At 70.0% G+C, this 21,571-nt stretch carries 20 protein-coding genes and 1 tRNA gene; 10 read left to right on the top strand and 11 right to left on the bottom strand.

The genetic code is table 11. From position 1 onward, the window contains the following. Positions 1-10: 10 nt before the first annotated feature. On the top strand, positions 11-940 hold the full coding sequence (locus BFN33_RS34035) for an ABC transporter substrate-binding protein (protein WP_069764025.1): 930 nt from the start codon (positions 11-13) through the stop codon (positions 938-940). 12 nt (positions 941-952) lie between these two features. Here the strand turns inward: BFN33_RS34035 and BFN33_RS34030 are convergent, their stop codons facing one another. Then, positions 953-2,581: an IS200/IS605 family element transposase accessory protein TnpB gene (locus BFN33_RS34030; protein ID WP_069764024.1), complete on the bottom strand. Its 1,629-nt coding sequence runs from the start codon at positions 2,579-2,581 to the stop codon at positions 953-955. Further along, positions 2,574-3,149, bottom strand: coding sequence for an IS607 family transposase (locus BFN33_RS34025; RefSeq protein WP_069764023.1), 576 nt, complete (start codon positions 3,147-3,149; stop codon positions 2,574-2,576). Before BFN33_RS34025 ends, BFN33_RS34030 begins: the two co-directional genes overlap by 8 nt. A 166-nt stretch (positions 3,150-3,315) precedes the next feature. Here BFN33_RS34025 and BFN33_RS34020 point away from each other — a divergent pair, with 166 nt between their 5' ends. Beyond that, entirely contained in the window at positions 3,316-3,747 is a 432-nt protein-coding gene (locus BFN33_RS34020) for a hypothetical protein (RefSeq protein WP_069764022.1), read from the top strand. Positions 3,748-4,144: 397 nt separating this feature from the next. On the opposite strand, the gene BFN33_RS34015 is transcribed toward BFN33_RS34020, so the two are convergent. Further along, positions 4,145-5,533, bottom strand: coding sequence for a cystathionine beta-synthase (locus tag BFN33_RS34015; protein WP_069764106.1), 1,389 nt, complete (start codon positions 5,531-5,533; stop codon positions 4,145-4,147). 162 nt (positions 5,534-5,695) lie between these two features. Here BFN33_RS34015 and BFN33_RS34010 point away from each other — a divergent pair, with 162 nt between their 5' ends. The 3 genes from BFN33_RS34010 to BFN33_RS34000 all read left to right on the top strand — a co-directional run bounded on the left by BFN33_RS34010 (position 5,696) and on the right by BFN33_RS34000 (position 9,223). After that, on the top strand, positions 5,696-6,727 hold the full coding sequence (locus tag BFN33_RS34010; protein ID WP_069764021.1) for an SGNH/GDSL hydrolase family protein: 1,032 nt from the start codon (positions 5,696-5,698) through the stop codon (positions 6,725-6,727). A 194-nt stretch (positions 6,728-6,921) separates the two neighbouring features. Beyond that, positions 6,922-8,142, top strand: coding sequence for an acetyl-CoA C-acetyltransferase (locus tag BFN33_RS34005; protein WP_069764020.1), 1,221 nt, complete (start codon positions 6,922-6,924; stop codon positions 8,140-8,142). A 298-nt stretch (positions 8,143-8,440) separates the two neighbouring features. Continuing rightward, the gene (locus BFN33_RS34000; RefSeq protein WP_176742529.1) at positions 8,441-9,223 is read left to right on the top strand and encodes a hypothetical protein; all 783 of its coding nucleotides are present in this window, start codon (positions 8,441-8,443) and stop codon (positions 9,221-9,223) included. A gap of 3 nt (positions 9,224-9,226) precedes the next feature. Here the strand turns inward: BFN33_RS34000 and BFN33_RS33995 are convergent, their stop codons facing one another. Beyond that, positions 9,227-9,538, bottom strand: coding sequence for a hypothetical protein (locus BFN33_RS33995; RefSeq protein ID WP_079141138.1), 312 nt, complete (start codon positions 9,536-9,538; stop codon positions 9,227-9,229). A gap of 104 nt (positions 9,539-9,642) precedes the next feature. Here BFN33_RS33995 and BFN33_RS33990 point away from each other — a divergent pair, with 104 nt between their 5' ends. Continuing rightward, positions 9,643-9,873: a DUF4287 domain-containing protein gene (locus BFN33_RS33990; RefSeq protein ID WP_069764017.1), complete on the top strand. Its 231-nt coding sequence runs from the start codon at positions 9,643-9,645 to the stop codon at positions 9,871-9,873. Positions 9,874-9,938: 65 nt separating this feature from the next. On the opposite strand, the gene BFN33_RS33985 is transcribed toward BFN33_RS33990, so the two are convergent. From BFN33_RS33985 to BFN33_RS33960, 6 genes are all read right to left on the bottom strand, one after another. Next, positions 9,939-10,832: a Bax inhibitor-1/YccA family protein gene (locus BFN33_RS33985; protein WP_069764016.1), complete on the bottom strand. Its 894-nt coding sequence runs from the start codon at positions 10,830-10,832 to the stop codon at positions 9,939-9,941. Positions 10,833-10,979: 147 nt separating this feature from the next. Next, entirely contained in the window at positions 10,980-12,155 is a 1,176-nt protein-coding gene (locus tag BFN33_RS33980) for a 4-hydroxybenzoate 3-monooxygenase (protein WP_069764015.1), read from the bottom strand. A 153-nt stretch (positions 12,156-12,308) separates the two neighbouring features. Further along, positions 12,309-12,983: a hypothetical protein gene (locus BFN33_RS33975; protein ID WP_069764014.1), complete on the bottom strand. Its 675-nt coding sequence runs from the start codon at positions 12,981-12,983 to the stop codon at positions 12,309-12,311. 71 nt (positions 12,984-13,054) lie between these two features. Beyond that, positions 13,055-14,989, bottom strand: a complete 1,935-nt coding sequence (locus tag BFN33_RS33970) for a hypothetical protein (protein WP_069764013.1) — start codon at positions 14,987-14,989, stop codon at positions 13,055-13,057. A gap of 108 nt (positions 14,990-15,097) precedes the next feature. Then, entirely contained in the window at positions 15,098-15,316 is a 219-nt protein-coding gene (locus BFN33_RS33965; RefSeq protein ID WP_007382551.1) for a hypothetical protein, read from the bottom strand. 52 nt (positions 15,317-15,368) lie between these two features. After that, the gene (locus BFN33_RS33960; protein WP_225886303.1) at positions 15,369-15,584 is read right to left on the bottom strand and encodes a hypothetical protein; all 216 of its coding nucleotides are present in this window, start codon (positions 15,582-15,584) and stop codon (positions 15,369-15,371) included. A gap of 232 nt (positions 15,585-15,816) precedes the next feature. On the opposite strand from BFN33_RS33960, the gene BFN33_RS33955 reads away from it, so the two are divergent. Next, on the top strand, positions 15,817-16,209 hold the full coding sequence (locus BFN33_RS33955; RefSeq protein WP_057611613.1) for a helix-turn-helix transcriptional regulator: 393 nt from the start codon (positions 15,817-15,819) through the stop codon (positions 16,207-16,209). A gap of 1,146 nt (positions 16,210-17,355) precedes the next feature. Next, complete coding sequence (locus BFN33_RS54690; RefSeq protein ID WP_256122925.1) at positions 17,356-17,508, top strand: hypothetical protein; 153 nt, start codon at positions 17,356-17,358, stop codon at positions 17,506-17,508. Positions 17,509-17,557: 49 nt separating this feature from the next. Here BFN33_RS54690 and BFN33_RS33945 read toward each other — a convergent pair. Beyond that, a tRNA-Leu gene (locus tag BFN33_RS33945) sits at positions 17,558-17,641 on the bottom strand. A 390-nt stretch (positions 17,642-18,031) separates the two neighbouring features. Between BFN33_RS33945 and BFN33_RS33940 the strand changes: the two genes are divergently transcribed. Together BFN33_RS33940 and BFN33_RS33935 are read left to right on the top strand one after the other, a co-directional pair. Further along, positions 18,032-18,802 (top strand): ABC transporter ATP-binding protein, encoded by a 771-nt coding sequence (locus BFN33_RS33940; protein WP_069764012.1) that lies wholly within the window; start codon positions 18,032-18,034, stop codon positions 18,800-18,802. Beyond that, on the top strand, positions 18,802-21,330 hold the full coding sequence (locus tag BFN33_RS33935) for an ABC transporter permease (protein ID WP_069764011.1): 2,529 nt from the start codon (positions 18,802-18,804) through the stop codon (positions 21,328-21,330). The genes BFN33_RS33940 and BFN33_RS33935 overlap by 1 nt, the downstream gene beginning before the upstream one ends. Positions 21,331-21,571 lie beyond the last annotated feature (241 nt).

The raw sequence follows: 21,571 nt of genomic DNA, 5'->3' as shown, positions 1-21,571 counted from the left end.
GACCCCTCCGATGAACCGACGCACCCTCCTCGGCGGCCTCTTCGCGGCGGCCTCCGTCCCCGCCCTCGCCGCCTGCTCCAGCGGCGTCACCTCCCTCGACGGCCAGGGCAGCTCGTCCGGTGGCGGCGGCTCCAGCAAGGGCGGAGTCACCATCGGCACCGCCAACTTCACCGAGAACCAGGTGCTGGGCTACCTCTACGCGGCGGTGCTCCAGCAGGCCGGCGTGAAGGTCAAGGTCCGCCCGAACCTCGGCACCCGCGAGATCGTGATCCCCGCGCTCAAGGCGGGCGACATCGACCTGCTGCCCGAGTACCAGGGCGCCCTGCTCAACTACCTCGCCCCGAAGGACGCCTCCGCCGAGCCGGGCACCATGCAGAACGCGCTCACCGTGGCGCTGCCCGGCGGCCTCCAGGTACTGCCGTACGGCCAGGCGGCCGACTCCGACTGCTTCGTCGTCACCCGGGCGACCGCGCGGAAGTACGGCCTGACCTCCCTCGCCGACCTCGCCAAGCAGAACGGCGAGCTGATCATCGGCGCCGCGCCCGAGGTCAAGAAGCGCCGCGTGGGCGCGATCGGGCTGAAGGACGTGTACGGCGTGGAGTTCAAGGAGTTCAAGTCGCTCGACTCGGACGGCCCGCTGGTCAAGGGCGCTCTGAAGAAGGGGGACGTGGACGTGGCGAACCTCTTCACCACCGACACCGACATCGCGGCCAACGGCTGGGTGGTGCTGACCGATCCCAAGAACCTCATCCCCAGCCAGCACATCGTCCCCCTCATAGCCGACCGCAAGGCAGACGACACGGTCCGCAAGGCACTCGCCCGCCTCGGAAACGTCCTCACCACCGAGCAGCTCACCCAGCTCAACAGCCAGGTCGACAACGACAAGAAGGACCCGGAGGACGTGGCGAACGCGTACGCGAAGCAGCACGGGCTGGCCTAGGAAGGACCGTTCCTAGTCAGTGAGCAGGAGGGAGTCTTGGACCCATTCCTGGTCGCTGCGGACATCCCGAACGGTTTTGGATGTCCTGGTTGCCCGCGTACTCGCCGCGTCCGGCGGCACGGATCGTGTCCGTGGTCCGGGGATGCGGGGGCGGGGTCCCTCACGCCCAGGGGCACGCCGGTCGGCCTGGACGGTCCGATGCCCGTGCACATCACTCTGGTGTGCACCGGGCGGTGTCGTCCGTCGCCGGATCGGGTGCCCCTGGGCGCGTCGTCCGATCGCGATGCTCGCCGCATCGTGCCGGGTGGTCTTTCGGGTGGAGCCGGCCATCGGCTTTTGCCAGTGCTGGGCGCCCCACTTGCTGGTGTAGGCCGGGTCCACGGCGATGATCGCGATACCTGTGGCGTCGGCCATGGAGGCCAGCCGGGCGCGGAGCCTGCCGGTCGGCATGCCGGAGATGAGCTGCCGGAATCGGCGCTTGTGCCCATGTTTCTCTCTGGTTTTCTCGGCCTGGAAGTCGAGGTCTTCGACCGCGATGGCTTTGACGCCGCAGCTCTTGGCCCAGTTCAGCAGCCGCGTGAGGGCGTGCCGTACCTGGGCGTCGCGGTGCTGGGCGTTCCCGGACAGGTCGTAGAGGAACCGGCGCGGCCGGCCGATTGGGTTGCCGTGGGTGTCGAGGCGCCATGCGGCGAGGTGGTCGGCGTTGGTGTCCACGCCGATCACGCCATCGGCGAGGGCGGCTTCGAGTGGGATGGTCTTGGTGGGAGGGATCTGCCAGGAGGCGTCCGCGTACCAGCGCCCGCGCCTTGTGTCGTGGTGGATGCGGTAGGCGACTGCCCGGTTGGCCTCCACACGGTCGGCCCACTCCTGCCCCCGGTGAGGGAACCGCACGTTCGCGGCGAGTACGTATCGGCCGTGCTTGGCGTTCGCCAAGTCGGCGAGCGGGGTCGGGAGCTTGATCGACACTTCGCCCTCGGGCGTGATGCGGATCGTCTCATTGCCGAACCTTTTCCCAGACTCGCCGTCCGCCTTCAGGAACAAGCGCCCGGCTTCCCACCGCTCACGCCACTGGGCCTCGGTGAGCTGCGCCGTGTCGAGGTGGTGACGGGTGCCCAGCAGACGTTTACCGCCACGCACGACATGCAACCGGCCCGCTTCCCGGTCGGCCTGAACCTTCTCGAGCCGGTCCTCCAGCGCATGCAGCCGTCGCGTCTTGTGGAACCACTCGTGGGCGGAGCGGTAGCCGCCCGGAGCCCGCCTGGTGCCCTTCTGCCCGACCGGCAGCGACAGCCGGTGGCGGATCGTGGTGATACCGGCTTCGAGGGACTGGACGTGTGCGGCCTGGCCGCGCCGGGCGAGCGCCCACTGGTCATGCGTGGCCTTCGTGATCGATCCGGCCCACCTGGACGACGACTGGGCCGTCAGGTCCCGCTTCCGGGCCGCCCATGACTCGGTGGAGTGCTCCAGGCCATCCGCGCAACGCGCTTTGAGGTCCTTCGAAGCGAGCGAGCCCAGGTGCGCACCCACCAAGCGCAGAACCCTCTCATCCTCGGGCGTGAGGCCCCTGAGCCGGCCACGTACCGCCACACCGGACGGGCCGAGAGCCACGAACGGCGCGGCGATCGGGCGGAGGTCAGCCATGTTCGGCGGCTTCCAGTGCCTTGCGGGCACGGTTCTTCGCCGACCTGCGCCCGTACAGGCGGGCGCAGAACGAGGCCAGCACCTCGACCATGTCCCGCACCAGGTCGTCTTCGACCTCGCCGTCGTCCAGCACCAGCAGGCGACGGCCCGTCGCGGACAAGGCGGCCTCGACAAGCTCGACGTTCATCCGACCGAGGCGGTCCTTGTGCTCCACCACCACGCAGGTCACGTTCGGGTCGGCCAGCAGACGCCGGGCCTTGGAACGGCAGCCGTCCATACCGGAAGCGATCTCCGCCTCAACGCGAACGACCCGGTGACCGGCCTTCGCTGCCCACGCGGACAACAACGCGACCTGGCGTTCCAGATCGGTCGTCTGATCGTGCGAGGACACGCGGGCATACAGGCCCAGACCGCCGATGGCCTCGGGCGTGGTGTTCGCGTCAATGTTCACCAGGATCGTGCGTGGCCCGACCCGCTGAGCCGGTACCGGCAACGCCCCCTCACGGAACCAGCGATACGCGGTCTGCGGATGCACACCCTGCGTCTTCGCCCATTCCGTCAGATTCACACTCTGACAACGACACTCACTCATACATGGTTACGCTCACTTGCCCGACTTCGACGACCAGCAAGTGGAGACCGAGGACCAGCAGGTGGAGACCCCCGCCGCAACAGGGGGGCTAACCCCAGTGCAGCGGGGGATCCGGCTGCCTACCGTGGGTCCCATGACCCCAATGGATGAGCGGGACCCCGAACTCAAGAAGGAACTCAACGCCACCCTGCAGGCCCGCAGGGAACTGGGCGAGGAGTACGAGTCCGCGCTGGTCGACTCGTTCCTGGAGAAGGTCGACCAGCGGATCGACGGCGCCGTGGACCGCCGCCTGCGCCGGCAGCTCGCCGAGCAGCAGATGGTGACGGCCCGGGGCGCCCGCTCGCCCAAGTCCACCGACTCCTTCGGCGAACGCTTCGGCTTCGGCATCGTCTCCATGGTCCTGGCGATCCCGCTCTCCGCGATCGGCGGCGGCCTGGCCCACCTGCCGGGCCTCCTGGTCGCCTGGGCCGGCATCGTCGGCGTCAACGCCTTCCAGGCCGCGCGCACCAACCCGGACCTGTTCCGGGGCCGCCGTAATCGCGGGTCGTCCCGGGACAGCGACTGGGAGGGCTGACGCCGGCTCGGGGTCCGTCGGCAGTGGCTCGACGGTGGCGGGCGGGCAGGGTGTCGGACGCGGCCCGTAAAAAAGTAATGCGCGGGGACCGCCGCACCCCCGTTACCGGGGGGCGGGACGACGGCGGTCCCCGCGAAGGACGTCGACCGGGTCAGGCCAGGTCTCACGTCCGGCGTCCATGGAGGTCCGGGAGCCGCTCCGGAGGTCCTTGGACGTTTCGGTGCCGGCTGGGGCGGGGAGCCGCTCCCGCCCTGCCGACATCCACTAATGTGCCGGATCCGTGTTAAGCGTGTGCTGCGCGGACGTGACGCGCTCGTACCAGTTCCGCGAAGTCCACCCTTTCGGTGGGAAACCGCAAGTTCGCCGCCGTCACCAGGGGTTCACCGGACGTTTCCCGCTACTTCCCGCCCTTGGCGAGGAAGGCCAGCAGGTCCTGGCGGCTGATGACACCGGTGGGCTTGCCCTCCACGAGGACGATGGCCGCGTCCGCCCGGCCGAGGACCGACATCAGGTCACCGACGGGCTCGCCGGAGCCGACCTGGGGCAGGGGGGCCGACATGTGCTTCTCCAGCGGGTCCTCCAGTGAGGCCCGCTGGGCGAACAGGGCGTCGAGCAGCTCGCGTTCGACGACCGAGCCGACGACCTCCGCGGCCATCACGTCCGGGTGGCCGGCGCCCGGCTTGACGATCGGCATCTGCGAGACGCCGTACTCGCGCAGGACCTCGATGGCCTGGCCGACGGTCTCGTCCGGGTGCATGTGGACGAGCGAGGGGATCGCGCCGTGCACCTTGTCGTTCAGGACGTCGGCGACGCGGGCGCTCGGGCCCTCGTCCTCCAGGAAGCCGTAGTCGGCCATCCACTCGTCGTTGAAGATCTTCGAGAGGTACCCGCGCCCGCTGTCCGGGAGCAGGACCACCACGACGCCGTTCTCGTCCAGGCGCTCGGCGACCCGCAGGGCCGCGACGACGGCCATGCCGCAGGAGCCGCCCACCAGCAGGCCCTCCTCCTTGGCCAGCCGGCGGGTCATCTGGAAGGAGTCCTTGTCCGACACCGCGACGATCTCGTCGGCGACGGTCCGGTCGTAGGCGGTCGGCCAGAAGTCCTCGCCGACGCCCTCGACGAGATACGGCCGCCCGGACCCGCCGGAGTACACGGACCCCTCGGGGTCGGCGCCGACGACCTGGACCGTGCCGTCACTGGCGTCCTTCAGATAGCGGCCGGTGCCGGAGATGGTGCCGCCGGTGCCGACGCCCGCAACGAAGTGGGTGATCCTCCCCTCCGTCTGCTCCCACAGCTCAGGGCCGGTGGAGTGGTAGTGGGAGAGCGGGTTGTTGGGGTTGGAGTACTGGTCGGGCTTCCACGCGCCCGGCGTCTCGCGCACGAGCCGGTCGGAGACGTTGTAGTAGGAGTCCGGGTGCTCGGGGTCCACGGCGGTCGGGCAGACGACGACCTCGGCGCCGTAGGCCCGCAGGACGTTGATCTTGTCCGTCGACACCTTGTCTGGGCACACGAAGATGCACTTGTACCCCTTCTGCTGCGCCACGATGGCGAGCCCGACGCCGGTGTTGCCGCTGGTCGGCTCGACGATGGTGCCCCCGGGCTTCAGCGCCCCGCTCTCCTCCGCCGCCTCGATCATGCGCAGGGCGATGCGGTCCTTCACGGAGCCGCCGGGGTTGAAGTACTCGACCTTGGCCAGGACGGTCGCCTTGATGCCCTTGGTCACGCTGTTGAGCCTCACCAGCGGGGTGTTGCCGACGAGGCTGATCATCGAGTCGTGGAATTGCACCGTTGTCTCCGGATGCTTGCAAAAGAAGTGGGCCTGGTGGTCCAGCCAGCCTATGGCCTGATCGGGCGCCATGACGGTCGTTCACTCCCTGTTGGGATTGGGCCACGGTCCGTGCGGGGCAAGGAGTGGGTGTAGCGGGTTCGACGGAGGTGGCGGCGACGTATGACGAGCATGTCGAGGGCGAGGACGGCCAGGCGGATCGCGGCCGGCGCCGCGTACGGCGGTGGCGGGATCGGTCTGGTCGGCGCGGCGGCCATGGGGCTGTTGCTGGCGGAGGTGCGGCTGGCCAGGCGGCAGGTGGGCAACGGCACGACGCCGCATGTCCCGCAGGCCGACGGCCGGTACGGCCACGTCTACGCCACCGTCGGCGAGCCGCCCCTGCGGCTGGTGATGCTGGGCGACTCCACGGCCGCGGGCCAGGGGGTGCACCGGGCGGGCCAGACCCCGGGCGCCCTGCTGGCGTCCGGCCTGGCGGCGGTGGCGGAGCGCCCGGTGGAACTGCGTAACGTCGCCCTACCCGGGGCCACCTCGGACGACCTGGACCGTCAGGTGGCCCAGACGTTGGCGGACCCCGAGCGGGTCCCGGACGTCTGCGTGATCATGATCGGCGCGAACGACGTCACGCACCGGATGCCGGCGACGCGTTCCGTGCGCCATCTGTCGTCCGCGGTACGGCGGCTGCGCACGGCCGGTGCCGAGGTCGTGGTCGGCACCTGTCCCGACCTGGGCACGATCGAGCCGGTCCAGCAGCCGCTGCGGTGGCTGGCCCGCCGGGCCTCGCGCCAGCTGGCGGCCGCGCAGACGATCGGCGCGGTGGAACAGGGCGGCCGCACGGTGTCCCTGGGCGATCTGCTGGGCCCGGAGTTCGAGGCGAACCCGCGGGAGTTGTTCGGCCCCGACAACTACCACCCCTCGGCGGAGGGCTATGCGACCGCGGCGATGGCGGTGCTGCCGACGGTGTGCGCGGCCCTGAGCCTGTGGCCGGCCGACGAGGACCGTCCGGACGCCTCCCGCCGTGAGGGCTTCCTGCCGGTGGCGAGGGCGGCGGCCGAGGCAGCGTCGGAGGCGGGCACGGAGGTCGCCGCCGCGATGCCGACGGGTCCGAAGGGGCCTTGGGCCCTGCTGAAGCGGCGGCGCAGGCGGCGGGTCAAGGAGGCGGAGCCGTCACCCACCAGCGCGTCGGGCGTCCAGTGACAGGCGCCGGTTCGGGCGCTTCCGGCCCGTCCGGCGTTTGAGGACGCGGCCCGCCACCACCTTCCGACTCAACCACGGGAGCACAAAGCAAGCGCTTAGACAAAGGTCACACCGCCGCACCCGTGACCCAGGCCATACGTCCGGGTAACTTCCCAAGCAGCCCGCCTGAACCCTCGTACGCCAATGGAGCCGTGATGCCCGAAGCCGTGATCGTCTCGACCGCCCGCTCCCCCATCGGCCGCGCCTTCAAGGGCTCCCTCAAGGACCTGCGCCCGGACGACCTCACCGCCACGATCATCCAGGCCGCGCTCGCCAAGGTCCCGGAGCTGGACCCGCGCGACATCGACGACCTGATGCTCGGGTGCGGTCTGCCCGGCGGCGAGCAGGGCAACAACCTCGGCCGTGTCGTCGCCGTGCAGATGGGCATGGACCACCTCCCCGGCTGCACGATCACCCGGTACTGCTCCTCCTCGCTACAGACCAGCCGGATGGCCCTGCACGCCATCAAGGCCGGCGAGGGCGACGTCTTCATCTCGGCGGGCGTGGAGATGGTGTCCCGCTTCACGAAGGGCAACTCCGACAGCCTTCCGGACACGCACAACCCCCTCTTCGCCGAGGCCGAGGCCCGCACCGCCGAGGTCGCCCAGCAGGAGGGCACCACCTGGCACGACCCGCGCGAGGACGGCCTCGTCCCCGACCCGTACATCGCGATGGGCCAGACCGCCGAGAACCTCGCCCGGGTGAAGGGGATCACCCGCCAGGACATGGACGAGTTCGGCGTCCGCTCGCAGAACCTCGCCGAGGAAGCCATCAAGAACGGCTTCTGGGAGCGCGAGATCACCCCGGTCACGCTGCCCGACGGCACGGTCGTCTCCAAGGACGACGGCCCCCGCGCCGGCGTCACCATGGAGGGCGTCCAGGGTCTCAAGCCGGTCTTCCGCCCCGACGGCCTGGTCACCGCCGGCAACTGCTGTCCTCTCAACGACGGCGCCGCCGCGGTCGTCATCATGAGCGACACCAAGGCCCGCGAGCTCGGCCTCACCCCGCTCGCCCGCATCGTCTCCACCGGCGTCTCCGGCCTCTCCCCCGAGATCATGGGCCTGGGCCCGGTCGACGCCAGCAACCAGGCGCTGCGCCGCGCCGGCCTGACGATCGACGACATCGACCTGGCCGAGATCAACGAGGCGTTCGCCGCCCAGGTGATCCCCTCCTACCGCGAGCTCGGCATCCCGCTGGAGAAGCTGAACGTCAACGGCGGCGCCATCGCCGTCGGCCACCCCTTCGGCATGACGGGCGCCCGCATCACCGGCACGCTCATCAACTCCCTCCAGTTCCACGACAAGCAGTTCGGTCTGGAGACCATGTGCGTGGGCGGCGGCCAGGGCATGGCGATGGTCATCGAGCGTCTGAGCTAAAAGCCGACAAGAACGTCAACGCTCCGTATCCGTACGGGCACTTACTGCCACTCTTTGGCCCAGAACCGAGGAAACTCCAAGGTTCTGGGCCGATTTGTGATCCAATCTCCCTCAGGATGTGACCTATCTCCCTTCGGGAAGGGATTTACGCAGGTCAGAGCCGTTTCACCACCAAACCCCCGACCCAAAGTCCTGTCCGATTCGTGACGTTACGCACTGACAGCTGGATAGTCCGCCCTTCAAGCTGATGTAGGAAGTCGGGGGTCGACTTTGAACCGGGAGTACGTCAGTGAGCGCCATGCCGATCGCCTTGTTGGTCACCACGGCCGCCACGGGCGCCGTGGGCGTCGCCGTCCTGCGCACCCTCATGGTGCTGCGCCGACAGGTCGCCGCCCTGCACACCGAGCTCGCCAGGAACAACACCGCGCCCGTACGGGGTCTCGTACCGGCCGCTCGTCCCGCCGCTGACGTCGACGAGATACGGGCCGCCGTGGCCGAGGCCCTCGCCGAGGAGCGCGAGCGCGAACTCGCCGAGGCGCGTGCCTTCTGGGCCGCCCAGGAGGCCCGTGACGCCTCCGACGCGCCCTCGCTGCTCGGACTGCCCGACATCGACCTGTTCCTGCCCCGGCAGGCCGACTTCGTGGGCCTGCCGGGGCAGGAGTCCGCGGCCGACGCGGACGAGTTCGCCGGCGGTACCCCCGCGGACAGCCCCGAACTGGCCGCGGCCCGCCGCCGCCACCCCTCCCACCCGGACTTCGTCCCGGTCGGCTCTCCGGTGGTGGGCGACCACGAGCGCACGGTGGCGACCCTGGAGGAACTGGCCGCCTCCGGCACCGAACTGGCCGACGTCCGCCCGGGCCCGCTCGGCACGCTGGACGTCTACGTCTTCGCCGACGGCACGACCCTCTGCATGACCCCGGGCCACCGCGAGACGGCCGAGCGTCTCTCCGCGGCCCTGCGCGCGGGCGAGACGCCGGTGCTGCTGGGCGGCTCGGGCATCTCGGGCGCGTACACGTTGACGTTCGCGTGCGGCGAGGAGAACGTCTACATCCTGGCGGACCGGGTCATAGCCTCTCTGTAGGAGTCACACTCCGGCCCGCTGCTGGGCCTGCGCCACCAGTTCCACCGCTTCTTCCACTTGGCTCTCGTCCGTCAGGACGAGAGCCAAGTCGTGTACGGCCACGGTGATCTGGTCGGCGGCGGCGAACATCCCGGCGTCCGGCATCTCGCGAAGCTCGGTCCCGGGCTCCTCCAGAACCTGCGTCCGACGGGCGAACTCCCGGGCCAGCCCCAGGGCTTCAGCGGCGGCGCCCCGTTGCAACCGGCTCTGCGGCGCGGCCCGCAGACGGTCGGCGAAGTGGTCCACAGCCCGGGTCAGACGCGAAGTATCAGCCACCCGGCAACCGTACGCGTCCCCCCGGGACTGTTGCCAACAGGCGAACGCTCAGGCACGGTGACCTGAAGGACCGGCTTACATCCCCTTTGCGTCCGGAGGCGCCGATGTCCCACGTCCTCTCCGAGGAGACCCACCGCAACCTGCTCGCCCGCATCCCCCATTGCACCGGTCGTGAAGTCTCCGACTGGCTCCGCACCGTCGACGAAGGCCCGGCCCTCTTCCGCTTCGAGGAAAAGGTCAGCTGGCTCCGCCACGAACACAACCTCGCGTACGGCCACGCCAAGGCGATCATCCACGAGTACGACATGAGGAGGGCCGCGCGCAGGTACTTCTGAGCTGCGCACATGCCGAAGGGCCCCCGGTCGCAACCGAGGGCCCTTCGCCGTACGACCGTCGAGGACTAGTCGTTGCTGTTGAGGATCGCGATGAGTCGCAGGAACTCCATGTAGATCCACACCAGCGTCAGCGTGAGACCGAACGCGGCCAGCCACGCCTCCTCGCGGGGGGCGCCGTAGGCGATACCGTCCTCGACCTGCTTGAAGTCGAGGGCGAGGAAGCACGCGCCGAGCAGGACGCCGATGATGCCGAACAGGATGCCGAGGCCACCGCTGCGGAAGCCGAGGCCGTCACCACCGCCGAAGGCGGCGAACAGCAGGTTGACCACCATCAGCAGCAGGAAGCCGAGCGCGGCCGCCATGACGAAGCCGTAGAACCGCCGGTTGACGCGAATCCAGCCGGCCTTGTACGCCACCAGTACCGCGGCGAAGACCGCCAGGGTGCCGATCACGGCCTGCATGGCCGCACCGCTCGCGATGCGGTTGTCGACGACGCTGGAGACGACGCCGAGGAACACGCCCTCGAACGCGGCGTACGACACGATCAGCGCGGGCGTGGCCGTGCGCTTGAAGGACTGGACGAGCGCCAGGACCATGCCGATCACCGCGGCACCGATGCCGATGCCGTACGAGCGGCCGATGTTGGCGTCGTCGACGGGCAGCAGCGCCCAGGCCAGCGCGGCCGTGACGATCAGGATGCCGAGCGTGGTGCCGGTGCGCATGACGACGTCGTCCATCGTCATCCGGCCGGTGGTCACCGGGGTCTGCGGCGGTGCGCCCTGCTGCAGGTCCTGCTGGGCATAGGGGTTGGTCGCGTACGGGTTGCCCTGCGGCTGCGCGTAGGGGCTGCCCTGCGTGCCCACGGCTGCGCCCCCGGCCTGCGGCGCGGTGTTGAAGCCCGCGTAGCCGTTGTCGCGGCTGAACCCCCGTCGCGAGAAGACCGGGTTGCTGCTCCTCATTTCACTCCTCCATGGCCACCGTCTGTGGACCTTGCCCTCAAGAGTAATGGGTAGGCAAAGGAATGACCCTAGTGCTTGAGGAGGATCTTCCCTCGTTGTGCTGGCCAACACGCTACGCGTACGCGTGATTCCCGGCACTGGAGGGGCTCACTCGAAGGGGAAACCGGTGTATCCCTCGGCGAGGTCGGTCTCGGCGGCCCGCGAACCGGCGATCCGCTCCAGCCGGGCCAGCTGCATCCGGTCCTCGAAGGGAGTGGCGCCCGGCGCCCGGTGCAGGAGGATCGTCATGTCGTACGAGAACCGTTCGGCCTGCCACACCCGTCGCAGACAGGTCTCGGAGTAGGCGTCGAGGCGCTCGGCCGAACCGGTCTCCCTCTGGTGCGTCAGCGCCCTCGCGAAGGTCACGACGTCCCCCACGGCGAGGTTCAGGCCCTTGGCGCCGGTGGGCGGGACGATGTGTGCCGCGTCGCCGGCGAGGAAGAGACGGCCGTGGCGCATGGGCTCGTGGACGTAGGAGCGCATGGGGGTGACGGACTTCTGGGTGATCGGGCCGCGCTCCAGGGTCCAGTCGTCGTCCGTCTCGAAGCGGCGCTCCAGCTCGTCCCAGATCGCGTCGTCGTCCCAGCTGCCGGCGTCCGCGCCCTCGGGGACCTGGAGGTAGAGGCGGGAGACGGACGGGGAGCGCATGGACAGCAGGGCGAAGCCGCGGTCGTGGCGGGCGTAGACGAGTTCGTCGTGGGAGGGCGGGACGTCGGCGAGGATGCCGAGCCATGCGAAGGGGTACGCCCGCTCGAAGACCCTGGTCAGTTCGGCGGGGATCGCCTTCCTCGCGACGCCCCAGAAGCCGTCGCAGCCGACGACGTACTCGCACTCCAGGACGTCCTCGCGGCCCTCGTGCCGGAAGCGGACGCGCGGGGTGTCGGTGTCGGCGCCCTCGACGGCCAGGGCCTCCGCCTCGAACAGCAGGGGGCCGCCGTCCTTCAGCTGGAGGGCGATGAGGTCCTTGCAGACCTCGGTCTGGGCGTAGACCATCACGGACCGGCCGTCGGTGAGGGCGGGGAAGTCGACGCGGTGGCGCTTCCTGTCGTACCGCAGCTCGATGCCGTCGTGCGGGAGTCCCTCGCGGTCCATGCGTTCGCCGGCGCCGGCCGCGCGCAGCACGTCGACGGTGCCCTGCTCCAGGATCCCGGCGCGCTGGCGGTGCTCGACATAGGCGCGGTCGCGGCTCTCCAGGACGACCGAGTCGATGCCGGCGTTGTGGAGGAGCCGGGCGAGGAGGAGGCCGGCGGGGCCGGCTCCGATGATGCCGACGGTGGTACGCATCGGGCGTTCCCTTCGGAGACCTTCGCGGTGTTCGCGTGGTGAAATTTCTTTCACTGTGGTGTGCCGAGTCTGCGCCCGGGGTCTGCCGATGTCAACGGTCTGCGCGGCCGCCGGGCCCGCGGAAGGCTGCCGCGGGTCCGGGGGCCGGATGGGTCAGCGGCCGGGCCAGCCGTCCAGGTGGCGGTGCATGGTGACGTCGTCCTGCGCGTCGCCCTTCGGAGCGTGGGCCACGGCGTCCTGGAGGACGGTGTTGACCTCGGCGGCCAGGGCGTCGGCGCGCGTGCGCAGGTCGGTCGCGGGGACGTCGGAGCGGGTCAGGGTGTCCAGCCGGCGGTGGATGTCGGCGAGTTGGCGGCGGTGGCCGGAGTCGAGGGTGAGCGGGGTGGGCGTGGAGACCACGAACTGGTAGGCGCCGGCCAGGGTCTGGCAGCCGGTGCAGCTCTTGTTGGTGGCGTCGCTGAGGTTCACGGCGTTCAGGCGGGTGTGCTCACCCGCCATGGTGACGATCTGGAAGGACAGCGCGACCGAACGGCAGGCGTCGTCGGCGGTGCAGCCCGACGAGACCGCGTTGGCCTGGTTGCGCACGGAGGCGGCGTTCACCTTGCCGAACTGCCGGATGGTGAACGAGTCCTTCTCCTCCGTGTGGTCGAGACGGTCGGCATGGCTGAAGACATGGTCCGACGAGACGGCGACCTTGGTCGCCCCGCCGGTCGCGGCCTGCGCCGGCACGGCGGTCGCCACACCGGCGACACCGGCGGCGAACAGCCCCACGCGAACGGCCCGCCGGGTGAACGGGGTGGAGGTACGGGGTTTTCGGTGGCTGTTCAAGGGATCTCCCTGAATGGATGGATGAGTACGGATGCGGGGGGCGGCAGTGGCGACCGGACCGGCCGGGGCGCTCAGGACGCCCCCGGTGAACCGCTGGCCGGCGGTGGGGACGAGGCCTCGGTGGGTGAGGGCGGGACGCTTTCCGACGGGGTCGGGGACGAGGCGGGGCTGGAGGGGCCCGCTCCCGTGCCCGGCGACGACGGTTCCGGGGCCGCCGATGTGCCCTGGGCCGGGGACGCCGGTCCGCGGGAGGCGCCCCCGGTCGCCGAGCCCGGTGCCGTCGCGGACGAGGCCGGTGCGGCGGACGTCGACGCGTCGGCGGACTTTCCGGGGGTGGGATCGCCGGAACCCGTGGAGCGCCCCGGCGCCGAGGACGGAACCGCATCGGGACCCGTGCCCGCCGGGTCGTCCGAGGCGTCCTGGTCCGATGTCGAGGCGTTGCCGTCAGGCGTCGTGGCCCGGCGGGGCTGCGGTTCCTCCGTCGACACCCCGGGCTGGAGGATCGGCGCGATCGGGGGCTTCTTCGGGAGCGGCTGGGGCGTCAGCCCGGACGTCCAGGCGTAGCTGAGGCCGGTCAGTCCGGCGAGGAGCACCGCGCACAGCGTCACCCGCAGCCGGGGCCGCCCCGCCGTGGACCGCTTCGCGGCCCGCAGGATCCGGCCTCCGATCTTCACGGAGAGATAGACGACACCGCCCATCGGGATCAGCAGCATCAGACAGCCGAGCACCCCGACGAGCCCCTCGACGACCTTGCCGTCCGCGAAGGCCGACCCGGTGCCGGAGAACTGCTCGACCATGGACCGGGTCATCGTGGCGATGATCCGGGGCAGGTTCCACAGCGCGTAGCCCATCTCGCCGATGATCAGCGGGACCATGGTGAGCACCCACGTGGCGACGATGGTCCGCGCCGACTTCTTCAGCCCGGCGACCTCTTTGCGCGCGGCCCGTCCCTTCCTGCCCGGCACCAGACCGAGCAGGATCGGCTTGATCTTGCCGTAGAGGTCCGGGACCCCGGCGAGGTCGCCCAGGATGTAGTAGCCGTCCAGCCGCACCGCCGGCATCAGCTGTTCGAGGATCTCGAAGTGCCCGAGATACACCGCGGCCAGGAAGAAGGGCTCCCCCGTGGTGAAGTACAGCCCGGCCATGGCGAGCATGAAGACGACGTTGAAGTAGACCCCGCCCAGGTCGGTCCTGATCCGCCCGCCGCGTCCGATCCGGTAGACGTCGGTGACGTCCGTGTACATCGACGGCCAGATCAGGAAGATCCCGCAGCCGATGCACCCGGGCCGGGCGCCGCCGTAGGTGCACGCGGAGGCGTGGCCGAACTCGTGGAAGACGAGCGAGGCCACGGTCAGACCGAAGACGATCAGGATCAGCACCGGCTGGTCGAGGACCTCCAGGACCGGCTCGATCGCCCCGAAGAAACCGAACAGCCACACGTCCATGGCCACGGTGGTGAGCAGCACGGCCGCGACCACGACCGGCCGGTGCAGCCACGCGAACATCCGCGCGATCCGTGCCGTGCGCCGCTCGTCGAAGATGACCCGGTGGCCCTTGAGGGCGAGCAGCAGGTCGGAGCGCGGCGCGTCGACCTCGTCGCTCTCCTGGCCCTCGGGGACCGTCACCCCGAGCGGTTCGAGCTTCTTCTCCACCAGGTAGCGGATGTTCTCGCCGCTGACCTCGCGGCCGAACCTCGCACTCACCCGGTGGGCGATCGACTCGGTGTCGCGTACGCCGTCCACGGACGACGCCACGAGATGGAGCAGCCGTGACAGCTGCACGACCTGCCCGTCCCCCCGGCGGGCGATGTACTTGGGCTCGGTGAAGCCCGATCCCTGGTACTCGCCGTGCAGTCGCAGTCCCGCGCTGAGCCGCGGTACCAGCGGCGCTTCGACGACCGGCAGGCTGCCCGTGGCCACCTGCTCGTACGTCACCGGCCAGCCGCCGGGCCCGGGCACCGGCCCCGGGTCGTACAGCGTCGGGGGCCCGTCTCCGAGCACTGTCATATGTGGTCTCCCCCCACGTCCTCCCCGTTTCCCCCCTTGCATGGCCGTCGGGGTGGACCGCACCGCTGGTACGGGCGGCCCACCCCGACGGCCGTGATCAGGCCGGCGCTACTGCTTGACGACGATCGACTGCGAGGCCTGCGACTCGGCGACCGAGTACGAGGAGTGGTCGTTGAGCGCCGCGGACTGGTTGTCCGCCTGGATGTTGGCGATGTGCTTGGTGACGTTGGTCGTCTTGTTGAAGCTGAACTTCAGACGGCCCAGGGCCTCCCGGCCCGGCAGCAGCTCGGCGGACTCGGTCTCCAGCTCGTGCATGTCCATGCTCATGACGGACGTCCTTTCAGGTGATGCGGATGGGGTTCGAGGTGGTGCGCGGGTGTTACTGGGTGACCGTGATGCTCTGGCCCGCGCTGGAGGCGGCGGCCGACGCGAAGGAGTGGTCGTTGACGGCCAGGGACGAGTTGTGGGCCTCGACGTTGGCGATGTGCTTGGTCACGTTGGTCGTCTTGTTGAAGCTGAACTTCAGACGACCGAGGGCCTCCCGGCCCGGCAGCAGTTCCGCGGACTCGGCCTCGAGCTCGTGAGCGTCCATCATGATCAATTCCCCCTCAGGGATGGGCATTTCCGGTCGGACCGAGTCAGGTTCCCCCCACACTCTGTCCAACTTGGTCGGACGTGCTGTCCAACGAGATTGGACACTAGGGCCTGGCGGGGCCTGTGCGCAACCCGTTCGGGGAATCACCCTTTCGGCGGCGGGTGGGGCCGCCCGTAGAATCGGCTGCGACATGGACGGTTCCGCCGAGCGGCGAGCAGGAAGTGACCCACCCGTGGCCAACGCACTGCAGCAGTTGATCCGTGAGCGCCTGGACCGCAAGGGCTGGTCCTACGGTGACGTGGCGCGCCGCGGCGGTATCCCGCGCTCCACCGTCCACCACCTGGCGACCACCGACCGCGTCGTCCGCATGCCCCAGTCGACCACCCTGGAGGGGCTGTCCAAGGGGCTGGAACTGCCGTTGGACACCGTGCGCCGCTCCGCCGCCGAGGCCTGCGGCATCCATGTGTACGGCTCACCGGCCGGCCAGGACCCCGAGGGCACGGCCCGCCCGGCCGACCCCGAGGTGGACCTGCTCATCGCCAGCCTCCAGAAACTCTCGGCCGACGACCGCCGCCACGTGACCGCGCTCGTGGAGTCCCTACTGGACCGCACCCCGAAGAAGTAACCACCGGGCCCCGCCAGTCCGGACCCGAGCCCCACTCCGAAGAACGACCACGCCCAGGCAGGCGGCCACCCGGGCACTGGCCCACCCGCCGGACGCACCCTTCACGGCCACCCGGGCACCGCCCCACCCCGCGGACGCACCCCTCAGAGCCCCGACCCTGCACCACGCAATCGGCCGCCCTGGCACTGACCCACCCCACGGATGCACCCTTCACACCCACCCGGGCACCGCCCCACCCCGCGGACGCACCCTTCACACCCACCCGGGCACCGCCCCACCCCGCGGACGCACCCTCAGACCCCGACCCTGCACCACGCAATCGGCCGCCCTGGCACTGACCCACCCCACGGATGCACCCTTCACGGCCGCCCTGGCACCGCCCCACCCCACCGGCGCGGCTCCTCCGGGCCCCGACCCGACGCCCCGCCAGCGGCCGGCGGGCACCCGACCTCACGCCCCGCGAGCAACTCGCCGCCATCCAGCCCCACGCCATGTGAGCGGCCGGTCGGCGCCCATCCCCACGTCACGCCAAACGGGCGCCCGAGCCGGCCAACCCTGAAGGCGCTCCCCCTTCGGGCCCCTGCTCCACTCCACGCGAGCCCCCTGAGGACGACCCCGCACCGGGCAAACACCGCCCGACACGCGCCCGGACTACACGACCGCACGCACGGCGCCCGCCCCGGACCGCACGAGCATCAGACACTCGCTCCTCCCCCACGAAGCGACCTTCCGGGCCCCGCCCTCTCGCGCGCGCACCCGCCCGGGATCCCAGCCCCACCCCCACAGACGCGGCCCCCCCGAACCGAGAGTCCGCCACCGCGACCGAACCTCCGAAACCCACCCCTCCCCACCCCACCCCTGGCCAAGGAAGTGACCGTCCGGAAGCATGTCCCGGCGGTCCTCGACCGCGGATGTTCACTCTTCCGTGGAGTCGGAAAAAGAATTTCGACTGTGGCCGAAAGCACCGCACTCCCCCGCTAGTCTCTCGTCCTGCCCGAGGAGCGAGAGCCGCACGACCCCGGGCTCCCAGGGGGGAATGTGTTGTTCGTGCATGGTGGGCCGGCCACAGCCGTGGTCCGCGGGCCCGCCGGTGAATCGGTCGTTCTGCTCTCCGGCGAGCTGCCCGGGGTACTGACCGATCAGTCAGTGACCGAACTCGTGGAACTGGCCGCCGCCGTCCTGGACGCGGACGAGCTGCCCCTGTTCCACACCTGTCTGAGAACACTGCGCCGCGACGGCATGCGCGCCGGTCGCCGGATCGAGATCGACGGTGCCGTACTGACCGTCTACGAGGGTTGACGGCGGAGTACCGGCCCACGCGTGAGAACTCACTGCGTGGGCGGGAAAGTGCCCGGAGCCGGACTTGAACCGGCACGCCCGCGAAGGGGCAGCGAGGTTTAAGCTCGCCGTGTCTGCATTCCACCATCCGGGCAGGCCATGGGCTCCGCGTCGAAGGTCCGAGCCTATCGGGGTGCGTCCCCCGAACTGCGGACGGGCGGACCGATGTTGTCTTATTTTATTGACGTCTGAGGGTGCATCAGACCGTGGAACACGCCATCCGCACTTGCCAATAGCGTTCCGTGGGACACCAGGCCGCGCACGCGGAATGACGGAATTTCACCGCCCGAACGAGGACGCTCCACCTGTTCTCTGCACTTGCCCCGATCAGGGGCCGCCGTCATCCCCAGGTATGACACCGAGCGGCGCGGTCCCTCCGAAGTCTGCCCTCGGAACCAGAACTGCGGCTGACTACACGGCGCGCTGCGGCCACCACGATGGAAGACGTCCTTCAACGATGTCGTCCCGCTAGGAGTTCCATCCCGTGACCACCACTCCAGTCGCCGGCCGGACCACCACCGTGGCCGCGCGCGCCACGGATCTGTCGAAGGTCTACGGACAGGGCGAGACCCAGGTGGTCGCCCTGGACCGGGTCACCGTCGAGTTCCACCAGGCCGAGTTCACCGCGATCATGGGTCCCTCCGGCTCCGGCAAGTCCACGCTGATGCACTGCGTCGCCGGCCTCGACACCTTCTCCTCCGGTTCGGTCCGCATCGGCGAGACCGAGCTCGGCTCCCTGAAGGACAAGCAGCTGACCAAGCTGCGGCGGGACAAGATCGGCTTCATCTTCCAGGCGTTCAATCTGCTGCCGACCCTGACGGCCCTGGAGAACATCACCCTCCCGATGGACATCGCCGGCCGCAAACCGGACAAGCAGTGGCTGGAGTCGGTCATCCAGATGGTCGGCCTGCGGGACCGCCTCAGCCACCGGCCCGCCCAGCTCTCCGGCGGCCAGCAGCAGCGTGTCGCCGTCGCCCGGGCACTGGCGTCCAGGCCCGACATCATCTTCGGCGACGAGCCGACCGGAAACCTCGACTCCCGCTCCGGCGCCGAGGTGCTGGGCTTCCTGCGCAACTCCGTGCGGGAGCTGGGGCAGACGGTCGTCATGGTGACCCACGACCCGGTGGCCGCGGCGTACGCGGACCGGGTGGTGTTCCTCGCGGACGGCCGGATCGTCGACGAGATGTACCAGCCCACCGCCGACAACGTGCTCGACTTCATGAAGCAGTTCGACGCGAAGGGCCGTACCTCCTGATGTTCCGCACCGCCCTGCGCAACGTACTCGCGCACAAGGCCAGACTGCTCATGACCGTGCTCGCCGTCATGCTCGGCGTGGCGTTCGTGTCCGGCACGCTGGTCTTCACCAACACCATCTCCGAGGCCTACCAGAAGAGTTCGGCCAAGGGCTTCGACCAGGTCGACGTGGCCGTCACCGCCAAGTCCCGGGAGGACAAGGGCAACACGATCGGGAAGAGCCCCGACCTGACCCAGGCGCTGCTCGAGAAGAGCGCCGGGGTTCCGGGGGCCTCCCACGCCATCGGCGTCGTCAGCGGCTTCACCGCCATCGCCGACAAGGACGGCAAGCTCATCGGCGGCGGCTTCCAGTCGCAGGGCGGCAACTACTACGGGGACAAGGACCCCCGGTACCCGCTGTCCGAGGGCGCCGCACCGCACGGCGCGAACCAGGTCGCGATCGACTCCGAGACCGCGAAGCGGTCCGGCTACAAGGTCGGCGACACCGTGCGCATCTCGGTCGACGGCCCGGTCCTGAAGCCGGTCGTCACCGGCGTCTTCACCACCGACGACGGCAATGTCGCTGCCGGCGGCAGCCTCGCCCTCTTCGACACGGCCACCGCCCAGAAGCTGTTCGGCAAGCCGGGGACGTACGACGAGATCGACGTGAAGGCGGCCTCCGGCACCTCCCAGACCGCGCTGCAGGCGGCGCTGAAGAAGGCGCTCCCCGCCGACCGGGTGGAGACCACCACCGGCAAGGAACTCGCCGACAGCCAGGCCCGGTTGATCTCCTCCTCGATGAGCGGTCTCAAGCAGGGACTGCTGGTCTTCGCGGGCATCGCGCTCTTCGTCGGCACCTTCATCATCGCCAACACCTTCACCATGCTGGTCGCCCAGCGCACCAAGGAGCTGGCACTGCTCAGGGCCGTCGGCGCGTCTCGCAGGCAGGTCACGCGGTCGGTGCTGATCGAGGCGTTCGTGGTGGGTCTGGTCGCCGCCGTGACCGGTCTGGTGGCCGGTATCGGTATCGGCGCCGGGCTCAAGTCCCTCATGGGCACGCTCGGGGCGACCGTCCCGGACGGGCCGCTCGTCATCACGCCGGGCACGGTCGGCACGGCCCTCGCGGTCGGCGTCCTGATCACCATGCTGGCGGCCTGGCTGCCGGGCCGCAGGGCGGCGAAGATCCCGCCGGTCGCGGCGATGAGCAGTGTGCACGCGAAGGCGACGACCAAGTCGCTGGTGCTGCGCAACACGCTGGGCGCGCTGTTCAGCGGGGCGGGTGTCGCCGTGATCCTGGCGGCCACCACCATGGACGGCTCGGACGGCCAGGCCCCCATGGGCATGGGCGCGGTCCTGCTGATCATCGGTGTCTTCATCCTCACCCCCTTGCTGTCCCGCCCGCTGATCGCGGCCGCGGCACCGCTCCTGCGCGTCTTCGGCATCTCCGGGAAGCTGGCCCGCCAGAACTCGGTGCGCAACCCGCGCCGTACGGCCGCCACGGCCTCCGCGCTGATGATCGGGCTCACCCTGATCACCGGTATGACGGTGATGGCGGGCAGCCTGCAGAAGTCGATCGACAAGATGGCGACGGCGGCCGTCAAGGCGGACTACGTCGTCTCCATGGCCAACGGCAACGAACTCTCGGCGGACGTCGAGAAGAAGCTGGCGAAGGTCGACGACGTCACCGCCGTCAGCCCGCTGCGCAACGCGGCCTCCCGCATCGACGGCGAGACCGAGTACCTGACCGGCGTCAACGGCTCCGCCATCGGCGAGCTGACCGACCTCAAGGTGAACGACGGCTCGTTCAAGGTCGGCGGCAGCCAGGTGGTCGTGGACCAGGACAGGGCCAAGTCCTTCGGCTGGAAGGCGGGTTCGACGTTCACCGTCCACTACGAGGACGGCAAGGCGCAGAAGCTCACGGTCGCCGGGGTCTACGAGGGCAACGAGCTGATCAGCGGCATCATGCTCGACACCGCGACACTCAATCCGCACCTGAGCGATCTGACCGACATGCAGGTCATGCTGAAGACGTCCGACGGCGCCTCCGCCGCGACCAAGGACAAGCTGGAGAAGGCCCTCGGCTCCAACCCGGCCATCAAGGTCCAGGACAAGAAGGATCTGTCCGACTCCATCGCGCAGATGTTCACGCTGATGCTGAACATGCTCTACGGCCTGCTCGCCATGGCGGTGATCGTCGCGGTCCTCGGAGTCATCAACACCCTCGCGATGTCGGTGTTCGAGCGGTCCCAGGAGATCGGCATGCTCCGCGCGATCGGCCTGGACCGCAAGGGCATCAAACGGATGGTCCGTCTGGAGTCCCTGGTCATCTCCCTGTTCGGCGGGGTCCTGGGCATCGGCCTGGGCGTCTTCTTCGGCTGGGCGGCCGGTGAGCTCCTCGGCACGAAGATGGCAACGTACGAACTCGTCCTGCCCTGGACCAGGATGGCGGTGTTCCTGCTGCTGGCGGCGACGGTGGGCATCCTCGCCGCCCTGTGGCCGGCCCGCCGTGCGGCCCGCATGAACATGCTGGCGGCGATCAAGGCGGAGTAAGACCGAGCAGCCGTACGGCAGTCGGGGCCCGTTGCTCACGAACGGGCCCCGCCCTCCCGCCCGGCGCCCACCGACCCGCGCGCAACTGAGCGCCACAGCCGCTCCCCGGCCGGCCCGGGTACCCCCCAGGCCCAACAGCCGGACGGCAGCCGAGGCCCGTCACTCACGAACAGGCCCCGCCCTCCCGCCCGGCGCCCACCGACCCGCGCGAAACCCGTGGGCCGAGCGGCCGCACGGCAGT

Source organism: Streptomyces sp. LUP47B, from assembly GCF_001746295.1.
Lineage (GTDB): Bacteria > Actinomycetota > Actinomycetes > Streptomycetales > Streptomycetaceae > Streptomyces.
Note: the sequence above shows the minus strand (reverse complement) of the source record. Positions and strands in the feature narration are given on the sequence as shown.

Excerpts from the sequence above, each read along its gene's own strand:
- BFN33_RS34035 (WP_069764025.1), top strand. The coding sequence starts at position 11 with ATGAACCGACGCACCCTCCTCGGCGGCCTCTTCGCGGCGGCCTCCGTC.
- BFN33_RS34030 (WP_069764024.1), bottom strand. The coding sequence starts at position 2,581 with ATGGCTGACCTCCGCCCGATCGCCGCGCCGTTCGTGGCTCTCGGCCCG.
- BFN33_RS34020 (WP_069764022.1), top strand. The coding sequence starts at position 3,316 with ATGGATGAGCGGGACCCCGAACTCAAGAAGGAACTCAACGCCACCCTG.
- BFN33_RS34010 (WP_069764021.1), top strand. The coding sequence starts at position 5,696 with ATGACGAGCATGTCGAGGGCGAGGACGGCCAGGCGGATCGCGGCCGGC.
- BFN33_RS34005 (WP_069764020.1), top strand. The coding sequence starts at position 6,922 with ATGCCCGAAGCCGTGATCGTCTCGACCGCCCGCTCCCCCATCGGCCGC.
- BFN33_RS34000 (WP_176742529.1), top strand. The coding sequence starts at position 8,441 with ATGCCGATCGCCTTGTTGGTCACCACGGCCGCCACGGGCGCCGTGGGC.
- BFN33_RS33990 (WP_069764017.1), top strand. The coding sequence starts at position 9,643 with ATGTCCCACGTCCTCTCCGAGGAGACCCACCGCAACCTGCTCGCCCGC.
- BFN33_RS33985 (WP_069764016.1), bottom strand. The coding sequence starts at position 10,832 with ATGAGGAGCAGCAACCCGGTCTTCTCGCGACGGGGGTTCAGCCGCGAC.
- BFN33_RS33980 (WP_069764015.1), bottom strand. The coding sequence starts at position 12,155 with ATGCGTACCACCGTCGGCATCATCGGAGCCGGCCCCGCCGGCCTCCTC.
- BFN33_RS33970 (WP_069764013.1), bottom strand. The coding sequence starts at position 14,989 with ATGACAGTGCTCGGAGACGGGCCCCCGACGCTGTACGACCCGGGGCCG.
- BFN33_RS33965 (WP_007382551.1), bottom strand. The coding sequence starts at position 15,316 with ATGAGCATGGACATGCACGAGCTGGAGACCGAGTCCGCCGAGCTGCTG.
- BFN33_RS33960 (WP_225886303.1), bottom strand. The coding sequence starts at position 15,584 with ATGATGGACGCTCACGAGCTCGAGGCCGAGTCCGCGGAACTGCTGCCG.
- BFN33_RS33935 (WP_069764011.1), top strand. The coding sequence starts at position 18,802 with ATGTTCCGCACCGCCCTGCGCAACGTACTCGCGCACAAGGCCAGACTG.